Below are 23,411 nucleotides of genomic sequence, written 5' to 3'. Positions count from 1 at the left end.
TGCCGGTTTCCCAGCGCACCAGCTATAGGGCTCAATCTCAGGGTGGCGTAGAGGCATCCGGAGTCACCAGCGCTTCCTCCAGAAATGAAATGACCGATCTTGCTTACGCCCCCTCGCCCAAGAGCGTAATAATGTCATCGAGCGTCGTCATGACAGCGACTGATTTGTCTTTTGGTAGCGAGGCGTCACGGCAAAACCAGACTGCTTGGCATCCCGCGCCGCGTGCGCCCAGAACGTCCGAGCGAAAGCTGTCACCTACCATCATGACATTGTCTGGCGCCTCCCGCAAAAAGTCTAAACAGGCGTCAAAAGCGGCTTTGCTGGGTTTGCGATAGCCGCAATCGCCGCAGAACATGACAAGATCGCAGTTGCGGCTGACATTTGTGTGCCGAGCGACCTCGGCTCGCCACAACGTATGGCTCGTTCCCCAAGGCGTATTGGACAAGATTGCTGTCCGGTAGCCCATGCGGTGAACCGTAGTAATGACTTTCTCCGCTCCTGGCATGAGCTGGCCACCAGCAAAGATTCTGTTGCAGAGACGCAGCTCGAGTACCCTTGCATCCGCGTCATCCATGTCAGGTGCCAACGCGCATCTCAACCGGTCGGCGAAAGAAATCACACGACAATCCTCGCGCTCTCTGTTCAGCGCCTGCAATGTTGCGCTAGCGATGGATCTCGGCGCTGGGACGGTGGCCAAACCTGTAAAGCTGGACGGATCGATGAGGAAATCATGCAAGAACTCAATCTGTTCGGCCTCGGTCCGTAATGGATAGTCGCAAAGGGTGTTACCCCAGTCAAAGATGATGGCTCCAGGATTGCTCATCTCTATGAAAGCGCTTTCAGCCGATCCAGAAACGCTCGCCACTGGCGAAGGATAATCTCCGGATCTTTGCCCTTCCGCCACAGGTCCTTGTCTAAATCATTTGATGTGTGCTTGGCTCGCATGCAGTCTGGCGAAACCTCGCCAAATATCGCATCGCCTTCGGCGGTGATAAAAAAACAAATATCGAGGAGTTCAATTTCGCACGACGCCAAGACTCTCGCCAGCGCCTTGAAGGCGCGTAAGGCCAAATGCCTCGCAGCATCCGTATCGATGAAGCGGTTCGCGAGCCAATCCGGCATGCATTCGTCCCGATGTGGGAGCGGGTTGCGCCAGTCGAAGCGCACATAGGGTTCGTGTCGCTGATCGGGTCGGAGGTATCCGCCATGGCGGGTTGGGAAAGTCTCCAGCCCGAGATAGATATGTTTTGGTGTGCCGACATAGGCTGCCTTCACGATGACCTCGATAGGCGGAGCCGCAACTCGCCGACTGATGTAATAGTCTTCACCAACGTGAACGATCGTGGAAGGCACACCCTCAGTCTCTAGCGTCCGCCAAAGCCGCTCGCTGATGCGTAGACGTAACCAGTCGGTGCCATCAACTGTGGCAGCGCGATTTGCAGAGTACGAAAACAACGTGGGCTTTAAACGCACGATCACGTTTTGATCGTCGATAACGCGGATCACCTTCGACTCGCCCTCGATCAGCAAAGGCAAATCGTCGAACTTGGAGCGCCAGTGGTCTGGATCTGGAAACGCGGCTGATTCGATAGGCTGCATCAGGACTCTATCTATTCACAATGCTTGCGTACAGGTACACAGTCCTGTCGTACGCGCGCGGCTTCGTATTCGTACACCCCGAGGAGATCCCGACGAGCGCCGTGAGCGACCGCGCCGCAACCGTCCAGATGTACCGGTTCATACCACCTCGTTCCGATTTCAACGCGGTGGCCCAACGTAGGCTAATGTGGGACGCTGGATCCGCCCGACATCACCGATTGCTCGATGATGCCCTTCCAACACGCAAAAAGCGTGCCGAACTGACGCTGGCGCTTCAGCCAGCGCTTGATACAAGCATCTTCAAGAAGCTTGAAGCGTGGGTCGCGTTACATGCTCGAATTGTCGCAAAACCGACAATGGGCGCTGAATGATTTCCGACAATATCAGTTGGATCGTCACGTACCCGACGCCACATGCTTGGTGGGGGGCTCTCCGTGACAAGGCGCTGAAGGCAAAGATGCACTGGGAGGCGTGGCGGAGCAGGCGATGCCGACCGATCTGGCTCAGCGCCATGAGGTGGTTACCCGGACCCGTTCTATGCGTGGAAGAACTCAACTGCTGGACCAGGCGGCCCGGCTTTTGACGGCTCCGGAATGGATCACGGTAGCGGCGTCAATTGAGGCCGCACCAGTTCTTGTATTTCTTTCCCGATCCGCACGGACAGGCCTCATTGCGGCCGACCGTTTCCTCGCGGATGCGGCGATCTTGGCATCGACGCGCTGCGTTGTCGGGAGACTGGCTAGTCGCCATTCAATGATGTGATGACTCACTCGTCGATCTCGTCGGGCGCCGGCGTTGGAACGCATCGCGGTTATTCACTTCTTTTTCTTCTCGGGCCTTGTCAGCAAGCATCAGCATTCGGCTCATCACCGACCCGTTTCGACGTCGGGTCGAGGGCGAGCAATTCCTCGTTAAGCTGCTTGGGGCGGAGCGGCAGATCGGGTAGGGGTCCTCCAACTTCCATAGCAAGAGTTCCTGAAGGCGGCGCCGCCTGGCACCATGTTGCCTTGCCAGAGCCCATTGTCGCCCGGTGCCGGGCGATGATGCGACGTGCCGGCTGGGCGGCGTGGGAATTCGACGCCGGCTTTGGAGTCGCAGGACAGACGGCACAGCTACGGACTCCAGCTGTAGCGGCGCCGTCAAAAGTCAGCTGAATTTGAACGCGCAGGAAAGTTTACGATGCATGCCGCGGTGCTGTGGCTGCCGATCGCCTTGCGCCGAAGACGCGCGATTTCGAGACTCACCTGAGAGCACCAGTCGCATGCCTGACTCGACCAGCAGATGCAAAGACAACGACCAGCTTTCTGACCCATTCGCGGCAGAGGCATTTCAGCAATTTCATCGGCGCGCGGCGACTTTGCGAATGGTCTCTCGTGGCCGCAACCTATCCATATCGGCAGGACAACGCAGGCCGAAGATGAAAAGCCTAACCTAACTGTTGTTCACCTGGGGACGTGATTTCGCTTGGATCGCTTTCAGGATGAAATGCTCGACCTTACCCAACGCCGTTCGAGGCAAATCGTCCGTGAAAATGATCTCGTGAGGCACCTTGAAGCGGGCGAGATGCGACTGCGCATGTGCAGTCAGCGCGTGTTGGTCAATCTGAGCCTCCGAACGCCGAATCACATAGGCCACCGGCACCTCGCCCCAACTCGGATCTGGCCGTCCGACGACCGCGCATTCCGCGACATCTGGGTGTTCCAGGAGTACACGCTCCACTTCCGCCGGATAAATGTTCTCTCCGCCGGAAATAATCAGATTTGGCTTTCGGTCATGGACCCAAAAATATCCGTCCCCATCGCAATGTCCAATGTCGCCCGTCCGATACCAACCATCGCGCAAGGCCTCGCGCGTTGCTTGTCCATTACCCCAGTATTGGCAGAACACATTGGGTCCTCGCACCGCGATCTCGCCTGGGGTTCCTGCCGGCAATCCGTCGCCAACATCGTTGATGATTGCCGCCTCGCAGCAGAGGCCGGGTAGGCCGGTCGATCCCTCACCGGCAGGATCGCCACCGAGCTTTGTATAGATCGCGATGGGGCAGGTCTCCGTGGAGCCATAAACCTGCAACGCCGAGATCCCGCGCGCCGCCACAGCTGCGATAAGCTGCTGCGGGACCATGGTTGAACCGGTAGAGATCGCCTTCAGCGAGGATAGGTCAGCCGTCGACCACCGAGGATGATCTATCAGCGCTTGGATCATGGTGGGTACGAGCGCCGTTAATGTAGGTCGATCCCGCTCAAACGCAGCAAATGTTGCGTCCGGGGTAAACCGTGGGTGCATGGTTATTGTTGCGCCGTGATGCAAGGCTGGGGTGGTCTGAATGTTGAGGCCGCCGACGTGGAACATCGGCAACACGGTCAAGACGTGATCGGCTGAAGTGAGTCCGTGCATGTGCTGGCTCATCACCCCGTTCCACAGTAATGCCTCCTGGCGCAGCACGGCACCTTTCGGCCGGCCCGTCGTGCCTGAGGTGTAGACAATCAGAACCGGGCAGGACAGGCCAGGGTGGGCATTGCGACCATCGCCCCGACCTCCTTCAAGCAGCTCATCCCACCCGCTTCCGCGACCCGGCGCGAAATCAAGGCCGACGATGGCGGTCGAGAGCAGTCTCTCCGCTAAAACCGATAGAATCGCCTCAAAAGCGTGCTCGAGGACCAGCACTTTGGCGCCAGCGTCGGACAGGATGAAGAGCTGCTCTGTAACAGCCAACCGCCAGTTCAACGGCACGAGGATTGCCCCAAGCCGCGCGCAGGCATACAGCAGTACCAGATAGTCAGGCCGATTGAGGCTCAGGATCGCAACGCGATCACCTTTTTCGACGCCGAGCTCACTTTTGAGGGCGCGCGCCGCCAGCTCGATGCGCCGATTGAACGCGTCGTAGCTCAAGACCGTGCCCTCGAAGCGGATCGCCGGCTTGTCCGGAGCGAACGCCACATTGCGCTCAATCAATGTAGGAAGATCCATCATCAGTCATCCGCTTCTTTCACTTGCGCCAGCTGCCGCCGGTGCGTTCGAAGCGAGAGCCACTCAATCGTCGCGACGGAGATAGCAATCGCATCAAATTGTTGGTTGAACTTCGCTCGCTCGTTGTCGCAGGTACACCCAAGATCTCCTCTAGGTTTTTGATCTCGTGGCGGCTTCAAGTAGGCCCGTGGCTTCCGGGCTGACGGCGAGACGAACTGGCGGAACTGCAGTGTAGCCGTTGCGGCTTGCATGGCGCAGCATCGACCATCATCTCGTTTCGAGCCGACAACCTGACGCCGCGTGAGCTTCAAGTCGTCAATCAATCCACCGTGATTCGGTTTCCTTCAAGAACGCAATCGGGTGAGCTGTTTCTGGCGATGGGATAGTTGACCTTTGTGCTGACGGAGATCTGGCGCCGGGCATCTCGCCCCGTGCGCGGCCTCCGCTGCCACGTCACATTCGGAATACGCCGTAATGCGGTGAGGCGATCGGGCTGTTGAGCGAAGCACTCAGAACCATTCCAAGCGCGTTTCTGGTATCGACGGGATCAAGGATGCCATCGTCCCACAACTCGGATGTCGCATAGTACGCGCCCGACCGCTCCCGATATTCTTCCAGGATCGGCTGGCGAATGGCTGCCAGTTGCTCCGGGGAGAGGTGCCCATTGTGCCGAGCCAGCTGTCTTGCCTTCACGTGCGTGAGGACGCCCGCTGCCTGCTCGGCGCCCATCGCCGAAATCTGAGACTGCGGCCAAGTAAACACAAAACGCGGATCAAAAGCCCGTCCCGCCATGGCGTAGGTTCCTGCTCCATGAGAGGCATTACAGACGATCGTGAACTTTGGCACGGATGCCCCGGAGACGGCCATGATCAGCTTGGCGCCGTCCTTGGTTATGCCGCGCCTTTCGTAGTCGCGGCCAACCATAAAGCCGGTCGTATTCTGCAGGAAGAGCAGAGGTGTTCGAGACTTGTCACACAATTGGATGAAGTGAGCGCCTTTTAGTGCGCTTTCGCTCAACAACACACCGTTGTTTGCGAGAATGCCAATCTGATAGCCATGCAGTCGCGCGAAGCCGCACACAAGAGTCTCGCCATAACGTGCCTTATGTTCGTGGAATCGGCTGCCATCAACCAGACGGGCGATGATCTCCCGCATATCGAATTGCGTCCGGGGATCCCTCGGAAGAATGCCGTACAGTTCGGATGCACTATAGGCGGGAGGCTCCGGAGCGGTCCGGTTGATCTTGGCCTTTACAGGATCACTGAAGCGAGCGACGATGTCTCGGGCAATTGCAATCGCATGCAGCTCCGAGCTTGCAAGATAGTCGCTCGTCCCCGATACGCTGGTATGCATATGAGCGCCGCCGAGTTCTTCGGCAGAGATCTCTGCGCCAGTGGCAGCTTTGACGACCGGAGGACCGCCCAGAAAGATCGCTCCTGTGCCCTCAACAATGATGTTGTAGTCGCTAAGCGCCGGGACGTAGGCGCCGCCGGCGCTGCAATGGCCCATGGCTATACCGACCTGCGGTACTCCCATCTTTGAGAGAATGGACTGATTGCGAAGGATTCGACCCGCGTGATAGCGATCTGCGAAGAACTCCGCCTGTAAGGGCAAGAAACCTCCGGCACAGTCGCACAAGTGAACGACTGGCAGGCAATTCTCGATCGCAATGTCCAAGGCCCGCACGATCTTCTTGACCGATAGCGGATACCACGCCCCGCCCTTGACGCTAGCGTCATCTGCGTGAATGACGACCTCTCGACCCGCGACAATGCCGATCCCGACGACCTGAGCGGCGCCGGGCACCTCACCGTCATAGGCTTTGTTAGCCGCCAGCGTCGAAAGCTCGAGGAACGGCGTGTCTGGATCAAGCAAAGCCTCGATCCGATCACGCACAAACAGCTTGTTTTGCCGCTTGAGACGCTCAAGATCCCGCACCGGGCGCTTGAAGCGCGCTGCCTGCTGACGCTCCTCCAGTTCTTTTGCAAGTCGCCTGTTATGAAGTTCGTTGAGCCGATAGTCTTGCGACCTGACGTCCACCAGAGACGAGAGCTGCTGCATTTCAGGTCCGCTCCTCGAGGAGCGTAACCAGGACAGCATCCTGCTCAAAGCTCTCGCCTTCCTTGAAGTGAATACGCTCGACAATGCCGTCTTGTGGAGACCGTATGACCGTCTCCAACTTCATGCTCTCGATCGTCATCAGGGCCGTCCCGGCAGAAACGGCCTCGCCAGGCGAAACCCGGGCGGCAATGACGACACCCGGCATGGGCGCGCGAGCGACGGCTTGGCTTATCTCCTGCCTCGACCTAGCAAGCGTCCGCAATGGGTCGCGGTAATGCAAACTGCGCGTTTCGCCGTTCATGTGCATGTGAATGGTTTCGCCATCAATGGCAAACCTGACGGGCTGGCTTTCACCCGCAATCATAACAACACCGCAGCCGTCACCGCGATGGGAGAACGCGACCGGGGCAATCACCCTGTCATGCAAGCAGAGACGGTAGTCCTCTCGGCATCGTGACAGCCATAGCTGGTATTCGACGCCATCAACCTCAAAACAGTGATTCACGCTAGTTTCTCCAACTGCCCAGCGCCGCGTGGAGGTCGGACACGGCATCTGCCGATTCGCGGACCGGTCCGGTCAGGAGGGCGCCTGCTGCCAGGAAGGCCGATAAGTCGGCCCGGGGGGCGCCTGCGGCGATGTGCGGATGTTCCTCAAGGTAGCCCGTGTGAATGTGTCCATGCAGAAATCCGTCATCCGCGAGGATACGGGCAAGGAAGCTGGCGTTGGTTGCGCACCCGAGAAGCACCAGTTCCCGCATCGCGCGATGCGCCTTTTGCGCAGTCTCGATACGCGAGGGCGAATGCACGATGATCTTGGCGAGCAAGGGGTCGAATGCTGTCGTGATCGTCTGACCTCGCGAAAGGCCACTGTCGATGCGTATACCGTCGCCCTCGGGGTAGTCGAGCACAAGCACCTTGCCTGTTGTTGGAGCGTATCCGCGCTCCGGCGCTTCGGCACACAACCTGGCTTCGATCGCGTGTCCGCTCGGCACAATGTCCGATTGTGCCAATCGAAGTGGGCGGCCCGCAGCGATGTGGATCTGTTCGGCAACAAGGTCAACGTCGGTGATCATCTCGGTCACGGCATGCTCAACCTGCAAGCGTGTATTCATTTCCAGAAAGTAGAACTCTCCTCCCCCAAGGAGGAATTCGACAGTGCCTGCATTGTGATAGTTGGCTGCACGCGCGATGCCGACGGCGGCATCGCAGATCCGTTGACGCAACTCCGACGGCAGCCCCGGCGCGGGAGCCTCTTCGATGACCTTCTGAAACCGACGCTGGATCGAGCACTCCCGGTCGAACAGGTGAGTCACATTGCCGAAGGCGTCGCCGAGCACCTGGACTTCGATATGGCGCGGGCTCTCGATATGTCGTTCGACGTAAAGCCGGCCGTCTCCGAAGTAGCGCTGCGCCTCGCTGCGCGCCTGCGCGATTGCGTCCTCCAGGAGCCCGATGTCGCGCACGATCTGCATGCCCTTGCCGCCACCGGCCGCGGAAGGTTTGACGAGCAACGGGGGTCCCATCGCCCGGGCTCTGCGCACGAAGGTCGTTGGATCGTCTTCCTCGATGGCGCTAGGAGCGACTGGAAACCCGTGTCGCTGGACGAAGTTGCGCGCTCGGATTTTGTCGCCCATCAGTTCGATGCTTTCGGGGGCAGGTCCGATGAAGGTGATGCCGGCGCTCGTAATGGCCCTGGCGAACTCCGCATTCTCCGACAGAAATCCATAACCTGGATGAAGTGCACCAGCGTTCGCTTGTCGGGCCGCGGCGATAATCTGCGGAATGTCGAGATAGGCAGCAATCGGCGTGCGTCCGTCGATCGCGATGGCTGCATCGGCCATAGCGACGGCAAGCGTGCCGGCATCAATGTCGTGGTAGACGATCGCAGACCGAAGCCCCAGCTTGCGAAGGGTCTTGATAATACGAACGGCGATCTCGCCCCTGTTGGCGATCAGAACAGTATCAAAAGGCAGTTCGTGCATGGGGAATACCTCAGCTGCTTGGTATGCCCGACTACAGGCGTGAGCTTGAGCCCGGCGATCGTCCTGTGAGGCCCACGTCACGTATCACAACCATTGATCGGATCTGTCTAAGGCGGCGCCACGCACACGTGCCGCGGCACAAATGAGATCGAGCGAAAACTAGCTGTCGCGCATACCTCATCTTAGGCCCCCATTTCCGGTGGCAGCATCCCGAACTGAGATGAATTGGCGACACTGTACGCTCAGGCGTTGGATATTGGCTTTGAGACAGGCCGCAACGGCGTCCTCATTAGGGATATGGGCGCCGCAGAGGCGAAACGCATCCGGTGTGCACGCCTCTCGCGCCTCCGCTGAGACCGGCCGATCTCGCGCACCTGCACTTCCGCAGCCTAGAGCTGTCGTCATCGCAACGCCAAAAAGAGCAATTGTATAGCGATACGCTCTGGGACGCGACGAGCGGTTGGTGCGCTGCATGTGGTTCACGGCTATCCTCTGTCGGGGTGATCTACGATATTGTTTATGCTGCACGGCGCGATGGTCGTGCGATGGGCGAGCTTGCGTTTAAACCCTGCCGTGACGTGAGAATGTCGCGCTGCGCTCAGAGGCCCGGTTCACCCGAGCGGCCGCCGGACCGCGCATGGTGACCGATTGGTCGTGTCGGGAGTTCCCGGGAATCAGAACAGGGTGTCTCGATGCGGGTTCGAAGGTCTGAAAGGTTCACAATTCTCATCACGCGTCAGGAAGTGACCGACGGTCGAACGCGATCCGCCGCCCTACTTGTATGATCATACAAGCTCACGTTACGTCAGATTCAAGCCTCTTGAGAGCCACTTGTGAGAATAGATTGAGACCGTTGCGCTGCCAGGGCGGACTGTGCCGAACGGAGGCGCGAGCCCAATGCTCGATGTGGCGTGCATTCGCCGTTATCGTGAACTCATGCGATATGCAGAGTGGGAGCGCGATCGCAGGCGACAGGGGAATTAAGGCGCTGCTGTGGAGTCGCGCAGGAGAGATATCGAGCAGCACGTTGCTCGATGCACGCCTGCCGCCCGGACCCGGTATCGCTGCGCTGGGTGGATGCGCGTGTCGCAGCCGCGCAGTCGAGCCCGATCATGCTCCAACCTCGAAAGGATGGGAGCATGATCTGCTTCCGTGCGCCGTTCCGGGGACGCACGCGCGGCTATCTTTGAAACCACGAATCTCTCACGGCTCCAGTGCGACCTGCAAACCCTCGAGACCTCCAACGTGAACGTAACGCGGCCCGATTGGCCGACCTCGACCGCTGGCGACGGTGACGATGTCGTCCAGAGGAGCGGCGCGTGCATCCGATTGAGGGCGTGACAAGATCAGATCGGCGTGGAATAGACCTTCTGATTCAAGGCCGGTCGCATCGACGCCAAGTGCTGCCAATGTAGCCAGGGTCCTTTCAAATTCCTCAGCGTCGCGAAATCGACGCTGAATAAATGTCGCACCAGTAAGGCGCTCCGTCACAAGGCCACGCTTCGCGAATGTCGCAGCCAGGCAATCATACGGGAACATCCGCAGCACGAAAGAGATAATCCATGGACGCGTCTCTGTCGCATCAAGAATTTTGCTGAACGTCTTCTCGGTCACGTAGCCGATGCAGCCCGTCGACATGATAACATCAGTGGAACGGAGAATCCGCGCGCTTTCTGTCGAAAGTGATTCCTTTTCAAGGTCGGCGACAATACCCTCTTCAAGCAGGCCAACGGCCGTTGCATAACGGATTGCCGGTGCCGATACATCGAGACCGATAAACCGCGCTAGACCAACATCAGGCCAAGCCGAATAAAACTTGCGATCGAGATCCACCAGTGTCTCGGAACTGATCGCCCTCATCTCGCGCCGGGCATAGCGGTGACGCAAGCCGCCGAACGTCAGTGGAAACCGATGCACCGCCGCGTTGATGCCGTATGAACAGCCGACATCAAGCACGATCGGCTTAACGCTACTTGCCGAAGCTTTCGCTGCCAGAATCTGGCGCACCACCGGCTCGGCCACATCCGGGATCATATAATCCAAACCTCCCAGGACAGAGAAATACGCTCTTGGATCATCCAAAGCGTAAATGTCATCGAAGATAGCTTTATCCCGATTGATACGCGAAAAATCTGCTCGCAACCCGACGTCTCCACATTTCGATTTGTACGCAAGCCTAAGGCTCTTGCCCCGACCAGTACTCCTCTTGTCGCAGATGTTGGCCGATCTATGAACCCCACGGTGGTTTTGCGCTCTGGCTAACCCCTATTCTTGAAAGAGGCGCCAGTCATTCTCCCTCCGTGAGGCCTGCAGCTGATCGCGTTGATGCTGACGCTGGACATTGAGGCGGTGTGAAGACGTAGAGCGACGAATCTGCTGCGACATTCAAGGTGTGGGGACCCGCCTCGAGGCGGACCGCAAGCATCTTCTCGACATCACGCCAGATTCAATCGTCCTTCCACCAAGCTTCGGGCTGCGCCTGGGTCTATCTGAATGTCGAGGAACCGGATGCAGTAACAGCTCGAGCTCATGCTATGTCGTGAACCAGTCGCGACGATAGGGAGGATCTCTACAGGAGTGGTCGCGATTGTCCCCTCGTAACCGCTGGAAGAAAGGCCATTGCTTCTATCTTCGAAGCGCGTGGCCTCACGCGCATCCAGATCCCTCCGCACGACATCAGATGCCCCCCGCGCACGTGACCTGCGAATACTGGATTCATGCGCGGCCTCCGGTCCTTACCTTTCATCGTGCTCCCCCGCGCCTGGCCAAGTCCCACGGTTGCTCTGAGAGCGTCTCCCCATATTTCAAATGTACCGACCCGTCATTCTCCGCCCGCTCTGGCGGTTTTGGTTGCGGGCGATTTAGGCGGCGAGATTCGCCGACTTCCCTCCGCTTTGTTCACCACATCCACGGGCACGAGCGTCAGCTCGTCGTCAGCTTGACTGCATATCGTCGCAGCAGGAGCCGGGGCGCACGCGGTGCGGAAAAGTACGACGAAGCGATAGGCGAATCTCCATGGATATCCGAATCAGCACCTCATCCACAGGTGCTCATCAAGCCGACGAATCGAGCGAGTCGACGGACGATGGCAACTTTGCGGGAAGGCTTACGGATCTAACACTTCAGGGCAATCTGTCACCTGGCGGTGCGTGCGAAAAAATGGGGCTGTGCTGCAGCAGACCACATACCTCTGATGCGCATATTCCGACCCCAAGCTCCTTCAGCTTGACCCCGCCCTCTTCGTCGCCCGGTTCCAGCCCATCTCCTTCGCAAAGGCCGATCATTCCCCTTTTCGAATACCGGACTGCCGGATTGCGTGGCGCGAATGTAGACGGCATTTGCGCTGGCCTCGCGGCAGAGTGGCTCCTCAATCTTCCGAGCAGTCCGCGATCACGAATGAGCGCGCTGCGGCCCGGCTCGCAAACCCACGTCTCGGCGGCGATGCGGCAGCAGCGGTATGAAGAACTGAAGAATCGGTTGCAAGATAATCAGCCGGAAGATTTTTAACCAAGAGACATAATGTTGCAGGAAACAGGCTTGCAACCATCCAAACGACGGTGGGGATATCAGTTTGGGAGGTCCTCGGAGATCGCCGGCATCGTCGATGAAGTCACCGAAGACCCATCTGTCTATTTGCTCAGCTTGCGCTTCCCCGAAGGATGGCCCGGACACCTGGTCGCAACGTCAACCGCCAATGGAATGACCACTCTCTTCGATCCGAACTATGGAGAATTCGCTATCCCATCAGACCAGATGGGTGACTTGCTCAGAAGTCTCGCCGATGACTATACCAACGAGAGCGGCCGTCATGTCGTGACAGTCGTCACACAAAGAATGAGCTGAATACAATGCGCTGACCGCAGGCCGAGAGCGCCTTGTCGGAAGGTGCGGCGAGCTGCTCGAGGTGGCACTTTGTGTTTTGCTAAAGGCAACAACTGCGAACCGGAATCCCGCAACAACCTCGCGCGCCTCGAATGCAGAGTTCACTGTCCCGCGCGAGGCCCCAGCCTCGGGTCTAGTCTCTGGGAAACGCGTGTTCCATGTCGCGCCGGCCAAGGGCACGTTGGCAGGGCGCAATTCGCGGTACGCCTGACGGCGAGGCGCAAGCGCTCACAATCACCATAAGCTATCGCAAATTGAAGTCGGCTGCTGCCGTAGCCGATGCGACATGCTGTCCGCGCCGCGGCAGCACCATTGAGAGAATTGCCCTTCCATTCAGTGCCTCTTGGTTGGCATAGGCTCTCGAAGAGGGTGGCACCGATGGTGTCGCAAAAGAAGGGGTCGCGTTTTCGTGGCTGCGTGAATCTCAAGCCGGACAGGATTTGTGGTGGTCGCCCGAGCGCGATCAGGTTTTCGTTGCAGCTGAACCTAACGCGCGTCTCTGGGCTGTTCTGTAGCCATAAAGAGCGAATGCAGCAACAGATCGAAGGCACTTGAACCTGACGTTGCGTCAGGTTGTACATCCTTTGCAAAGACATGTTCGCGAAAGCATCGGCAAATGAAACAACCGTTTTTCACTATTGTTCTTTGTTCCGCTTTCGGTTTGCTCGGGCTGACTGGGGGAGCGCTCGCGGACTCAATCCGACGCTACGACTGCACCATAGACGGAACCGATCGCGAGCCGATAGGTGATCGGAATGGGCACATGATCGTCAGCCTTCAATATACCTGCCACGTTGCAGATGGGCTGTTGAAGGACGCAGGAATCACGGCGGTATCGGTCAGCGAATGGGACAGCGAGAAAGGCAGGTACTTGGCTTCTCTCGACGTTCACCGCACGCTCGAAGGCTATGCGGTCGGTCAGCTCCTGGAGGGGGACGGCTCCTCGGTCATGGAGGACAACAGGGCTGCCGGCATCGCAGCTGCCGGGAAGACGGTGTTCAAATTCGCGTCCGGCTCGTTGGCGGCTCTCTCCGGAAAGACCGTCAAATTCACGACCAAACCCGTCGGCTCTCGTCGTTTCGAGTTGGAGTTCACAGATTGGCCTGAAGCGTCTCAAACGAAGTGACTGGCCGGCGGCTCCCCGTCACCTCATTTGTGGTCTGGCGGTTGTCTCTCTCTCTCTCTCTCTCTCTCTCTCTTGAGCCGGCCAAGCCGCGCGGTCGATCTGGAAGCGCGGCTTGTACGTTTCTGTGGCTGTGGTCGGCTGTGGGAACCTGGGCGAGCTTTGAATGACCCCGCGAAAGGCTGTCGCGTGTCAAAACAAGACCGAAGACATCAAACTGGACTTTTTCGCTGCGTCGCTTCTTGGGAATCTTGAGTGTGTTTTTCGAAAGCGTTTTTGGCTCGGAGATCGATGCGCTCTGTCGGTCTGTCGTTCCTAACGGGCATGCAATTGGAAGTTCTGCGTGCTCGCCAGTTGCTGATCCGACGATACCACCCAGTCTGCTCTGTCGAGTAAGGCCAGCATAAGCGGCCGAGCCGGCGCGTGGCTATCGCGCTGGTGAGGACAGGCAGCACAGTTTTCGCTACATTGGAGATGGATTATGAAGCCTATTGACGAGCGGGATAAATCGCTCATTTCGCAATTTGGTGCCAACGAAGGCCGAGGCGCTGACGGTTCTAGCGCTGGATCGGCTCATGGCCATGGTGAAGAGAGCCGATCATTCACTTCTGTTGTGGAGCGGATGCAGTCTGAGCCTCAGGATTCAGACACTGGTTCCTCTCGCGTCGCGCCGCGCCCCAGCGGTGCGGAGCGCTTTGCCGGTCCTCCCGCCGGCCCACATCGACTCCTCGGGGCCGCGCTGCAGGGCGCAATGGGTGGGAGCCGCCGTCGTTTCCGCTCCTTGCCAGAATCCGGCTCGTCGCGATCTGATGAGGAACTGCGGCGTGACGATCCAGAAGCTGAAAGCTCAGCAGGACGCTCACTCCCCTCGCACGCGGCTAGCGGACCAGAAGGGGGACACGTCCATGATGTGCCCGCCCAGACGGTCCAGGCCCGAGGCCCGCAGCGACCATATAGACATTACACTAGGGAACCAAGTCGAGACGTTGGCCCCTTGCCGCCTCGTGGCGAGGAGTCCTGGCGTGGCGATCGAGAAGCCGGAAGTTCACACGCGGGCAGACGTCCGCCGGATACGCAATCCGTCTCTGAGGGGAGTAGCAGACCAGGAAGGTGGCGCACCCCCGATGCGCCGACGCACCCGATCCAGCGTGAAGCTTCGGAACGAGCCGATCGTACTTATGATGGCGCGGCAAATCGGGAATCACGCCTGTCGCGTTCTGATGACGGTCCCTGGCGTGCCCACCGCGCCGCTGAAAGCTCGCAACGAGCCGAGGTTTCAGCGAATACGCAATCCGTGTCTGAGCGGCGTGATGGGCCAGGAAGCTGGCGCATCGACGGTGTTCACGCGCACCCGGCCCAGGCCGAGAACTCGGAGCGAGCCCATCGAACTCATCATGGTGCGGCCAATCTGGAACTTGACCCGTCACGTTCGGATGGCCGCCGGCGGCGTACCGATCGAGCGGCCGAACGCGCGCAAACAGGCGGGCTGGTGCCGCATAGCCAATCCCTCTCTGGCCTGAATGGCGGACCAGGAAGGCCGCACATCGCCAATTCAGCCGTGCAGAACGTGCGAGGTGGAGTACCGGGAAGGCGCTCTAGACGTTCGGATGAACTAAATGCTGCGCTGAGAGAAATCGCCAGCGCTCGCGAGATCGGCATGTTCTCACGTGCAGTGGTGCGTTACAGCAAGCAGCTGCGGGGGCAAGATCTTTCAGAGTTTCTGCAAACCGCGGCTGGCCGTTTCGATGCGCGATTTGTTGCGCAGTTTGAAGACGATCTCCGGTCGTCATGGGGGTACGCCACGACATGCAACGCGGTGAGCCGGGAAGCCGGAGGTGAGGCAGGCATAGCAGCTTGCCGCGCCCTGGCGGTTCGGCTGTCGCGCCTTGACAACACGCGTATGAAGGAAATCAGCCCCAGCGCCCTCTCTCTCTTCGCATCATCGTTCGGTCGGGATCCGTCGGCGGAATGCCAGGCGGCAATCATCAGCATTGCTGAATTGTGTTGTGATGAAAGCTTTGCGTTTGACGAACTGCAAAACCAAAGCCAGGCATTGCTGGTCAACGGCTTCAGTAAATGGCCAGACGAGGAGAGCTGTGGCGAAGCCACAGAAGCGATCGCCCGGCAGGTTTGTGGCGCCCGCCTGTCTGAATACATTCCGCAGAACCTGGCGAATCTGGTGAACGGCTTCAGCAAGTGGCCTGAACAGGCACACTGCTCCCAAGCTGCGGGCTTGCTTGCCGGTGAAATCTACCGCCGCGCCGCTCGCAGGGACGGGCTATTCGATTTTAATCAACAGGGACTAGCCAACCTGGTGAACGGTTTCGGCAAGTGGCCGGAAGACCGCTGCGGCAAGGCTATTGTCGCGATCGCCAAGGAGATCGTCGCACGCGCCGACCAACTGCCTGATTTTACGTCACAGGGACTGGCTAACCTGGTGAATGGTTTCAGCAAATGGCCGGAAGAGGAGGAATCCGGTCGGGCCACAGCCGCGATCGGCAACGAGGTATCTCGCCGCGCCCAAAACAACGAGCTCCGTGGTTTTGTCTCGCAGGACCTTGCGAATCTGGTGAACGGATTCAGCAAGTGGTCAAACAAGGCGGGATGCTGCAAAGGTACCGTCGACATTGCAGCCGAACTCTGCCGCTACGCCGTGCTCGACGCTTCGCTCTCTGATTTCCATCCCCAACACTTGGCGAACCTGGTGAACGGCTTCAGCAAGTGGCCGGACGAGGCGATTGCTGCTCGAGCCGCAGGCTTCGTCGGCTCCGTACTCTGTCGCCGCGCCACCCGCGCCGACGGGCTCTCCGATTTCAGCGCACAACACTTGGCGAACCTGGTGAACGGGTTCACCAAATGGCCGGAACAGACGGGCTGCACCGAAGCGGCCCTTGCGATCGCCGACGAGGTTGTTCACGCCGAGGCAAGCCGGCTCTCGAGCTTTTCCCCACAGCTCCTTGCGAACCTGGTAAGCGGTTTCAGTAGCAGGCCCGAAGAAAGCTGTCGCCGAGCTACCGTCAAAATGGCGGGTGAGGTCCTGTCGCGCGCGGACCGCGAAGGCCAGTTTCCTGCTTTTGGTCCGCAAGGCCTGGCAAACCTGGTGAGTGGTTTTAGCAAATGGCCGGAACCATGTCGCGACGTCGCGGTCGCGATCGGTAACGAGATCCTCGCGCGCAAAGAAGAGCTTTCCGCTTTTGATCCGCAGGCACTATCGAATCTGGTGAGCGGCTTCAGCAAGTGGCCGAAAGAGACGATCTGCCGCGACATCACAGTCGTGATCACTCACGAGATCGCCGCGCGCAACGAAGGGCTCTCTGACTTTGATCCGCAGGGCCTGGCAGGCCTGGTCAATGGATTGGTCAAGTGGCCGGACGAGAGCGCTTCTGACTCGGCAAAAATCGCGGTCGCCAAGGAGGTCATTGCACGTGCCGACCTACTGCCTGATTTTACACCATCGGAAGTGACGAGCCTGTTCAATGCGTTCAGCAACTGGCCGGAGACCGAGAACTGCCTCAAAGCGGCAGGCTTGATCGCGGCCGAACTCTGCGGCCGCGCCGGCCTTGACGACAAGCTGCCTGGTTTTGCTCCACAGAATTTGGCAGTCCTGGCCAATGCTTTCGGCAAGTGGCCAAAGGGAGAGCTGAACTCCCGCCAAGCCATCGTCGCAATCGCCGATGCGATCCAAGGCCGCCCGGACGAAATTTCGGTACTTACTCACCGGCACTTGGCGGCGGTCGTGAATGGCTTTAGCAAATGGCCGGAACAGGATGCCTGTCTGCAAGCCACAGGTTTGATTGCTGCTGAACTGCGCCGGCGCGCCGTCAGCGACGGCGGACTAGCTGATTTGACCCCGCGGCAATTGGCGAGCCTGGTCAACAGCTTCAGCAAGTGGCCCGAAGAGGACGACATAGGCCAAGCCATATTTGCCGCCGCAAGTGAACTCGTCCGTCGCGGCGCCGCAGGGCTCGCTCATTGCAATGACCGACAGTTGGCAATCCTGATGAACGGCTTGAGCAAATGGCCAACAGCAGAAGCCTGTCTGCCAGCTGCACGCCTGATCGCAACCGAACTCTCCAGCCGCGCCACGCGGCTCCCGGCCTTTACGGGCCAGGGTCTGGCTATGCTGGTGAATGGCTTCAGCAAGTGGCCGGAAGAAGAGCCCTCTCGCCTGGGCACAATTGCGATTGCGCGTGAGGTCCATCGTCGGGCTGACCGCCTCTCTGTTTTTTCCAGCCAAGCATTGGCCAACCTGGTCAACGGTTTCAGCAAGTGGCCGGGGGACGCCGATACGCAACATGCCGTACGCGCGATCGCCGGTGAGGTCTATCGTCGCGCCAATCAACTCTCTGCTTTTACCCAACAAGAGCTGGCGAACCTGGTGAGCGGTTTCAGCAAGTGGCCGCAAGAGGAGGCCGCGCTCCAGGGCACAATCGCGATCGCCAATGAAGTCCTTCGGCGCCAACCGTCCGATTTTACTCAACAGGAGCTGGCGAACCTGGTGAACGGTTTCAGCAAGTGGCCGGGAGAGGAGCCGGCTCGCCAGGGTGCAATTGCGATCGCCAGCGAAGTTCTTCGGCGCCAACCGTCTGATTTTGGTCAACAGGAGCTGGCGAACCTGGTGAATGGTTTCAGCAAGTGGCCGGGAGAGGAATCCTCTCGCCAAGGCACAATCGCGATTGCCTGCGAGATCCATCGCGGCGCTGACCGTCTCTCTGCTTTTACCAGCCAGGGATTGGCAAACCTGACGAACGGCTTCAGCAAGTGGCTGGTGGAGGACACTCGCCAGGCCATACTCGCGATCGCCGCTGAGGTCTGCCGCCGTACCGACCAACTCGCCGGTTTTGCGCGGCAGGAGCTATCGAATCTGGTGAACGGTTTCAGCAAGTGGACGGAAGATGCGTACACGGGCCAAGCCACAGTTGTGATCGCCGGCGAAATCTGTCGCCGTCGCGATCAACTCTCCGGGTTTACTCAGCAGGAGCTGGCAAATCTGGTGAACGGCTTCAGCAAGTGGCCGGAAGAGCAGGACGCGCGCCGGGCCACAGTGGCGATCGCCCGTGAGTTCCGTGAGGGCGACCGACTCTCTCATGCCGATTATCAAACTCTATCGACCCTGGTAAACGGCTTGAGCAAGTGGTCGGAGGATGAGGACACTTGCCAAACCGCAGTCGTGATTGCGCGTGAGATCTGTCGCCGCCCGATTTCCGATGTCACGCCGTTGCAATTGGCAAACCTGGTGAATGGCTTCAGCAAGTGGCCGGAAGAAGTGGCGTGTCACAAGGCGGTCGTGGACATAGCGCGTGGGCTTGGCCGGGGAGGCCAACGTTTCGGTGCCTTCACGATGCCTCAGTTCAACATGATCGCCAATGCCCTGGGCCGAGGCATCACGCGAGGCGAAGACGCGGGGGAGATCGTTGAAACCGCGCTGCTGACGGATCGCTTACATCAGCTGGCCCACCACCTGCACTATGCCAATGATCGGCTGGAGCACAGCGATGCATTGGCCATCGCAACCATTTTTAAGGCCTTGGCGAAGGCCCGGCTGATCGACGATCTTGGTTTGCTCGCACTGACCGGGTTGGATCGGCTCAACCAATTGCTTCGTGCCCCTGAATTCGCCGCTGAAAATGACATCGAAACAATGGGCAATCTCTGTGCCGCACTGATGCCGCTGGCGCGCAGCCCGCACCTGCGCTGGCACCGCAGACAGGCTCTCTACTTGCTGAACGACATCCAACCCGTCGTGGAGCAAAAGATCGAGGCACATTTCAACGCAAGCAAGGCCGAGCGTATCCGTGGGCCGCTCGCCAGTCGCGGTCCCGCCCTCTCGATTTATCAGGTGCTCAAGGCTCGCGCGGTCTTGGCGAACATGTTCAAGCGACCGGACGTCGAGGGCAAGAAGTCCGATTTGCGGATGAGGCAGCAAGAGCTGCATCGCGGAACCAGAAAGATCCTGGCCAGCACGCGCGACCTCATCCAAGGCGATCTTTCCAATATGAGCTGGAATCTGATCGCGCAGATCGAGGCGGATGATCCGGTCGATGCGCTGGATACATTCGTCGAGCAGAACGCGGCAATGATCCGGGAGAAATATCCGGCGGCCGTATTCGATGTCCACAAGGTCTTGCGAGCCATGGACCACGATCCTAGGCCCCCACAGGGCGAAGCGGGTCTGATGCGGTTGCCCGTGGTGGACATGCAGGGGCGGCCACTGCCCACGGAGACCGAGACACGATATTCGATTTTTCATCGGCTGACCTCGGGAACGATCGAGGTGGTCGCGGTGCAGCTGCCAGCAAAGCCGAGCGCCTTCATGCTGGCACGTACATTCACGTACAAGGGCGTGCCATACCGCATGGACCTGTTCGGCGGCAGCAAGTTAAAGGCGCCAAAACGAACCGAGTTGGAAATCGGCGCCCATGCTCCAGGCAAGCCCGCAGCGGCGCCTTCGGGAGGAAAGCTGCTCGCTGTTCCCTACGCCGAAACCGCTCCGGGCACCTCGTTCGAGAAGCTATTGCGGGCCTGGGCGCCATTTAAAGAGGCCTATTGGTACGCTCAGCGCAGGGGGTTTGCGGCGCCACCAGCGATCACCGGCCTAGGCCCTCATGACTACGCGCTGGAGGGCGCCTTCAAGCTGTTGCTGACGCCAGACCGCCCGAGCAACGAGGCACATCCCTTCAAACTGATGGGAGCGCAAGGCCCGATTGCTTTGCGGCCGCATGACGGCTGTGGCTTCATCAAGGCATCGTTGGCCGAGCGTATGCCAGCGGTTCGCCGGGCCCGCCCCCAGGAAGGTCCCGATCGGATGCCGGCCTTTGGTGAGGCAAAGAGATCGTCCGTGCCGGCCTCGGCGCTGCAACATTATCCGCGCAGTGAGCGGGTTGCGGACGAGGCGCGCGAGAAGGCCAACGTTTGGCTTGAGAGCAGAGGAAGGGACAGCTTGATCGGCGATCAGCTGTTTCGCACGGTGACGGCAGGCCACATCGATGGGTCCGGTGCTGTTGCCGTCCCGTCGAGCGATGATGACCTCCATGTGCCGAAGCGCAAGAGCGAAACGTTGACCCGAACCGGAGGCGTGCTGATCGGGCGATCTCCCTATGACACCCCCAACCTGCGCCCGCTCGCACCCGAACGAGTCAAGTCGGCAGCCGACGGCGATCCGACCGCGGCATTTCTCGATCGATGCGCGGCCATGCAGTACAGTTTCAGTGTTGCCCAGAAGTCACGGGAGGAGCTGGCGGCGGACGATCCGAGCTTCTTTGCCAAAGGCATTCTGATCGTGGTGCCGGATGCGATGTGGCCGGCCGACTACGCCGACCGTGGACTGGTGTTGTCGGCCGAGGACATCAAGAGCCATTCGAGCTGGACCGAGCGCAAGGACCGCGCAAAGAAAGACACGCCGCTCGACTGCGTCGGCATCCTGCAGGCGACCGAGGTGTTCGCTCCGGGGTCGTTGGTGGCCGTCCCGACTGGCGAGCAGAAAAAGCTCGACGGCGACTTCGACGGAGATACCGTCGTTATCATTGGCGACCGGCCCCAGCTATATGAGCATGTTCGCGAGTTCGATGAGAAGGAGCAAGCTCGCGGAGTTCGCTCGCTCAAGCCGCCAAAGTCCTATACTCCGGCCATTGAGAGCGACAATTACCAATTCAGTCGTGCCAGCCAGATCCTCGCGGCGACGCGGGATGCTTTGGAAATTTATAGCGGCCTGCAGCGGAGCTTTCTGGCGCAGTCCCATCAAGCACGACGCTGGTTTGCCGAGCGCGCCATCTTTGGTACGTACGAGGGTGTTCACCACGAACTCAGGCGCGACATCCGTCAGCTACTGAACCAGGAACAGGTGAGTGGCCATGACATAGAGGACAAGCTCGACAGAGCAAGGCGCGAGATCAAGGCTGCAGACCATCCAGTCGCCCACGAGTTTGCCGAGTTGCTCGTCTCCGAGCTCCAGGCGTGGGCAGAAAGCACGGATGAGCAGGTGCTCCCCGAAACAGCCGAAACCGTGGGCGACAACAGGCTGACGGTGAGCCGGGCGCTTGCAGAGCTTTTCCCAGATCTGGCGGAGGCCTATCCAGCAGCCACCCACCCACGCGACCGCATCCAGGTCTTGCTCGACCACTATCCTGCGCGCATCGATCCGCGTCCGGATGGGTACATTGCGGATGACCTCGTGCAAAGCGCAAGTAACCTCCTGAGCCTCGGCATCAAGGTCGGAACGGACGCCTTTAAATCCGACACGAGCGTCGCGCTTTTCATGAAGAAATGCCAAGGACTCCAGCGGCTCCTGCAACAGACGCCGGGCGTGAAGCCTGTACCCTATGTCAAGTCCATGGCGGCGACCCTCAACCAGGGAAGATTCAATATCGACACGACCTTGGCGGATCTGAAGGACAATCCCACATTGGCGGCTTCAATCATGGAAGTCTCGATCAAACTCGCTTCGGATAAAGGGATCTTGCCTCGCCCCTTTGCACTACGGGCTGCCCCGGAATCTTCCAACACAATGACGCTAACCCGCGAGCAGGCTTCAGAGCGCGCTCGAATTGAGGCTGCCCGCGCCTCTGCTGAAGAGAAGGAAATCACCGCAGCGGCACTGCAGGTTGTCGAAAGTCTCCGGCAAACGGGCATCGACGTGAAAATGCCCCATCTCGACCACCGGCTGAAAACGGAGAACTCCCTCAGAGACCAACTCATGCAGATGAATGATGCCGCCGAACGCGACTCACAGCTGATCAGCAGTGCTGTTCGCCATGTCTTCGAAGTGCCCGACAAGGACTTTGTACGTGCGTTCCGGCGAGCCATGCTGGCGTTCGAGGAGCAAGGCTACGCGGAAATCAGCACCACCAACTGGTTCAGGATGAGCGTTCCGACGTTTGTTGGCATGAAGACTGTGCTCGCGACGCCCGGTGGCTACCGCTTCGATGCGGAGTTCCACACGCCGGCCAGCTACAAGGCGAAAGTTGCCAATCACGACACGTATAAGGAGATCCAGCGACGGCGCAGAGGGGATGCACCGGATCCCCATAAGATAGAGCAACTCACGCAACGCGCGCGAGATATCTGCAAAGAAGTTGCGATACCGGAAGGTGTCAGAAACATTCCCCACTGGTCAATCGAAGGGGCGTATACCGGTGGCGTTCGCGCGGCATTCGGCTTGCGATCTGCCGAACAGTCAAGAACGCTCGAGCCTGGTGCAAAGGAGATTGTCGCGGCTCTTAACGGGCGGCCGATCGTCCTCGTCGGCATGCCCGGTTCCGGAAAATCCACCATTGGCCCCTATCTTGCGCGACGACTAGGCCTGCCCTTCATCGATTCCGACAAAAAAATTGAGACGGCGGCTCGCATGTCGATAACAGAGATTTTTGCGAGCAAAGGAGAGCAGCATTTCCGGGAGCTCGAGGCGAGCTCGATCGCACGGTTTCTTGGGTCCGGGCCGGTGGTGCTGGCGACCGGTGGCGGCGCATTCATGCATGAGGAGACGCGGCGGCACGCTGCCGATAAGGCGGTCTCGATCTGGCTAAATACCGATATAGGCGAGATCAGGAAACGCCTTCGTCGTGACACCACTCGCCCGCTGTTGCAGACCGCGAGCCGCGAGGACACGATCGCGCAGCTGATCAGCGAGCGCGCGCCATTTTATCAACTTGCCGATCTCACGATCGTCCCAGGTCAAAAACGTGACAACAAGAACGCAGATCAATGTGTCGCTGCGCTGCATGCCCATCTTTGCGGCGAAGGGGGCGTGGACCGGACACCGGCCAATGTGATCGGAGCGACACCATGACGTGGTCGCTCAC

11 protein-coding genes and 1 pseudogene are annotated in these 23,411 nt (G+C 59.3%); 4 read left to right on the top strand and 8 right to left on the bottom strand.

Annotated elements, in window-relative coordinates; genetic code table 11:
- Positions 1-103 precede the first annotated feature (103 nt).
- Positions 104-823, bottom strand: a complete 720-nt coding sequence (locus tag JJE66_RS36490; RefSeq protein WP_200520617.1) for an HAD family hydrolase — start codon at positions 821-823, stop codon at positions 104-106.
- A gap of 2 nt (positions 824-825) precedes the next feature.
- Positions 826-1,599 carry a phosphoribosylaminoimidazolesuccinocarboxamide synthase gene (locus JJE66_RS36485; protein ID WP_200520616.1) on the bottom strand — a complete coding sequence of 258 codons (774 nt, stop codon included), beginning with the start codon at positions 1,597-1,599 and terminating at the stop codon, positions 826-828.
- A gap of 101 nt (positions 1,600-1,700) precedes the next feature.
- Between JJE66_RS36485 and JJE66_RS36480 the strand changes: the two genes are divergently transcribed.
- Positions 1,701-1,970: a hypothetical protein gene (locus JJE66_RS36480; protein WP_200520615.1), complete on the top strand. Its 270-nt coding sequence runs from the start codon at positions 1,701-1,703 to the stop codon at positions 1,968-1,970.
- A gap of 241 nt (positions 1,971-2,211) precedes the next feature.
- Here JJE66_RS36480 and JJE66_RS38570 read toward each other — a convergent pair whose 3' ends face one another.
- The 6 genes from JJE66_RS38570 to JJE66_RS36450 all read right to left on the bottom strand — a co-directional run bounded on the left by JJE66_RS38570 (position 2,212) and on the right by JJE66_RS36450 (position 10,643).
- Positions 2,212-2,349, bottom strand: a complete 138-nt coding sequence (locus JJE66_RS38570) for an SEC-C metal-binding domain-containing protein (RefSeq protein ID WP_200520614.1) — start codon at positions 2,347-2,349, stop codon at positions 2,212-2,214.
- A 681-nt stretch (positions 2,350-3,030) separates the two neighbouring features.
- Positions 3,031-4,566 carry a class I adenylate-forming enzyme family protein gene (locus JJE66_RS36470; RefSeq protein ID WP_200520658.1) on the bottom strand — a complete coding sequence of 512 codons (1,536 nt, stop codon included), beginning with the start codon at positions 4,564-4,566 and terminating at the stop codon, positions 3,031-3,033.
- A 453-nt stretch (positions 4,567-5,019) separates the two neighbouring features.
- Positions 5,020-6,627: an acyl-CoA carboxylase subunit beta gene (locus JJE66_RS36465; protein WP_200520613.1), complete on the bottom strand. Its 1,608-nt coding sequence runs from the start codon at positions 6,625-6,627 to the stop codon at positions 5,020-5,022.
- Position 6,628: 1 nt separating this feature from the next.
- Entirely contained in the window at positions 6,629-7,132 is a 504-nt protein-coding gene (locus JJE66_RS38785; RefSeq protein WP_200520612.1) for an acetyl-CoA carboxylase biotin carboxyl carrier protein subunit, read from the bottom strand.
- A 1-nt stretch (position 7,133) separates the two neighbouring features.
- A complete protein-coding gene (locus JJE66_RS36455) occupies positions 7,134-8,609 on the bottom strand; it encodes an acetyl/propionyl/methylcrotonyl-CoA carboxylase subunit alpha (RefSeq protein WP_200520611.1) in 1,476 nt (491 codons plus the stop codon).
- Positions 8,610-9,812: 1,203 nt separating this feature from the next.
- Entirely contained in the window at positions 9,813-10,643 is an 831-nt protein-coding gene (locus JJE66_RS36450; RefSeq protein WP_409362870.1) for a class I SAM-dependent methyltransferase, read from the bottom strand.
- Between the two features lie 981 nt (positions 10,644-11,624).
- Here JJE66_RS36450 and JJE66_RS36445 point away from each other — a divergent pair.
- The 3 genes and pseudogenes from JJE66_RS36445 (at position 11,625) to JJE66_RS36435 (ending at position 23,398) form a co-directional block, all read left to right on the top strand.
- A pseudogene (locus tag JJE66_RS36445) lies at positions 11,625-12,452 on the top strand (YopT-type cysteine protease domain-containing protein).
- Between the two features lie 802 nt (positions 12,453-13,254).
- Positions 13,255-13,617: a hypothetical protein gene (locus tag JJE66_RS36440; RefSeq protein ID WP_311980279.1), complete on the top strand. Its 363-nt coding sequence runs from the start codon at positions 13,255-13,257 to the stop codon at positions 13,615-13,617.
- A gap of 1,654 nt (positions 13,618-15,271) precedes the next feature.
- Positions 15,272-23,398 (top strand): shikimate kinase, encoded by an 8,127-nt coding sequence (locus tag JJE66_RS36435; RefSeq protein ID WP_200520608.1) that lies wholly within the window; start codon positions 15,272-15,274, stop codon positions 23,396-23,398.
- Positions 23,399-23,411 lie beyond the last annotated feature (13 nt).

This window comes from Bradyrhizobium diazoefficiens (genome assembly GCF_016612535.1).
Classification (GTDB): domain Bacteria; phylum Pseudomonadota; class Alphaproteobacteria; order Rhizobiales; family Xanthobacteraceae; genus Bradyrhizobium; species Bradyrhizobium diazoefficiens_C.
Note: the sequence above shows the minus strand (reverse complement) of the source record. Positions and strands in the feature narration are given on the sequence as shown.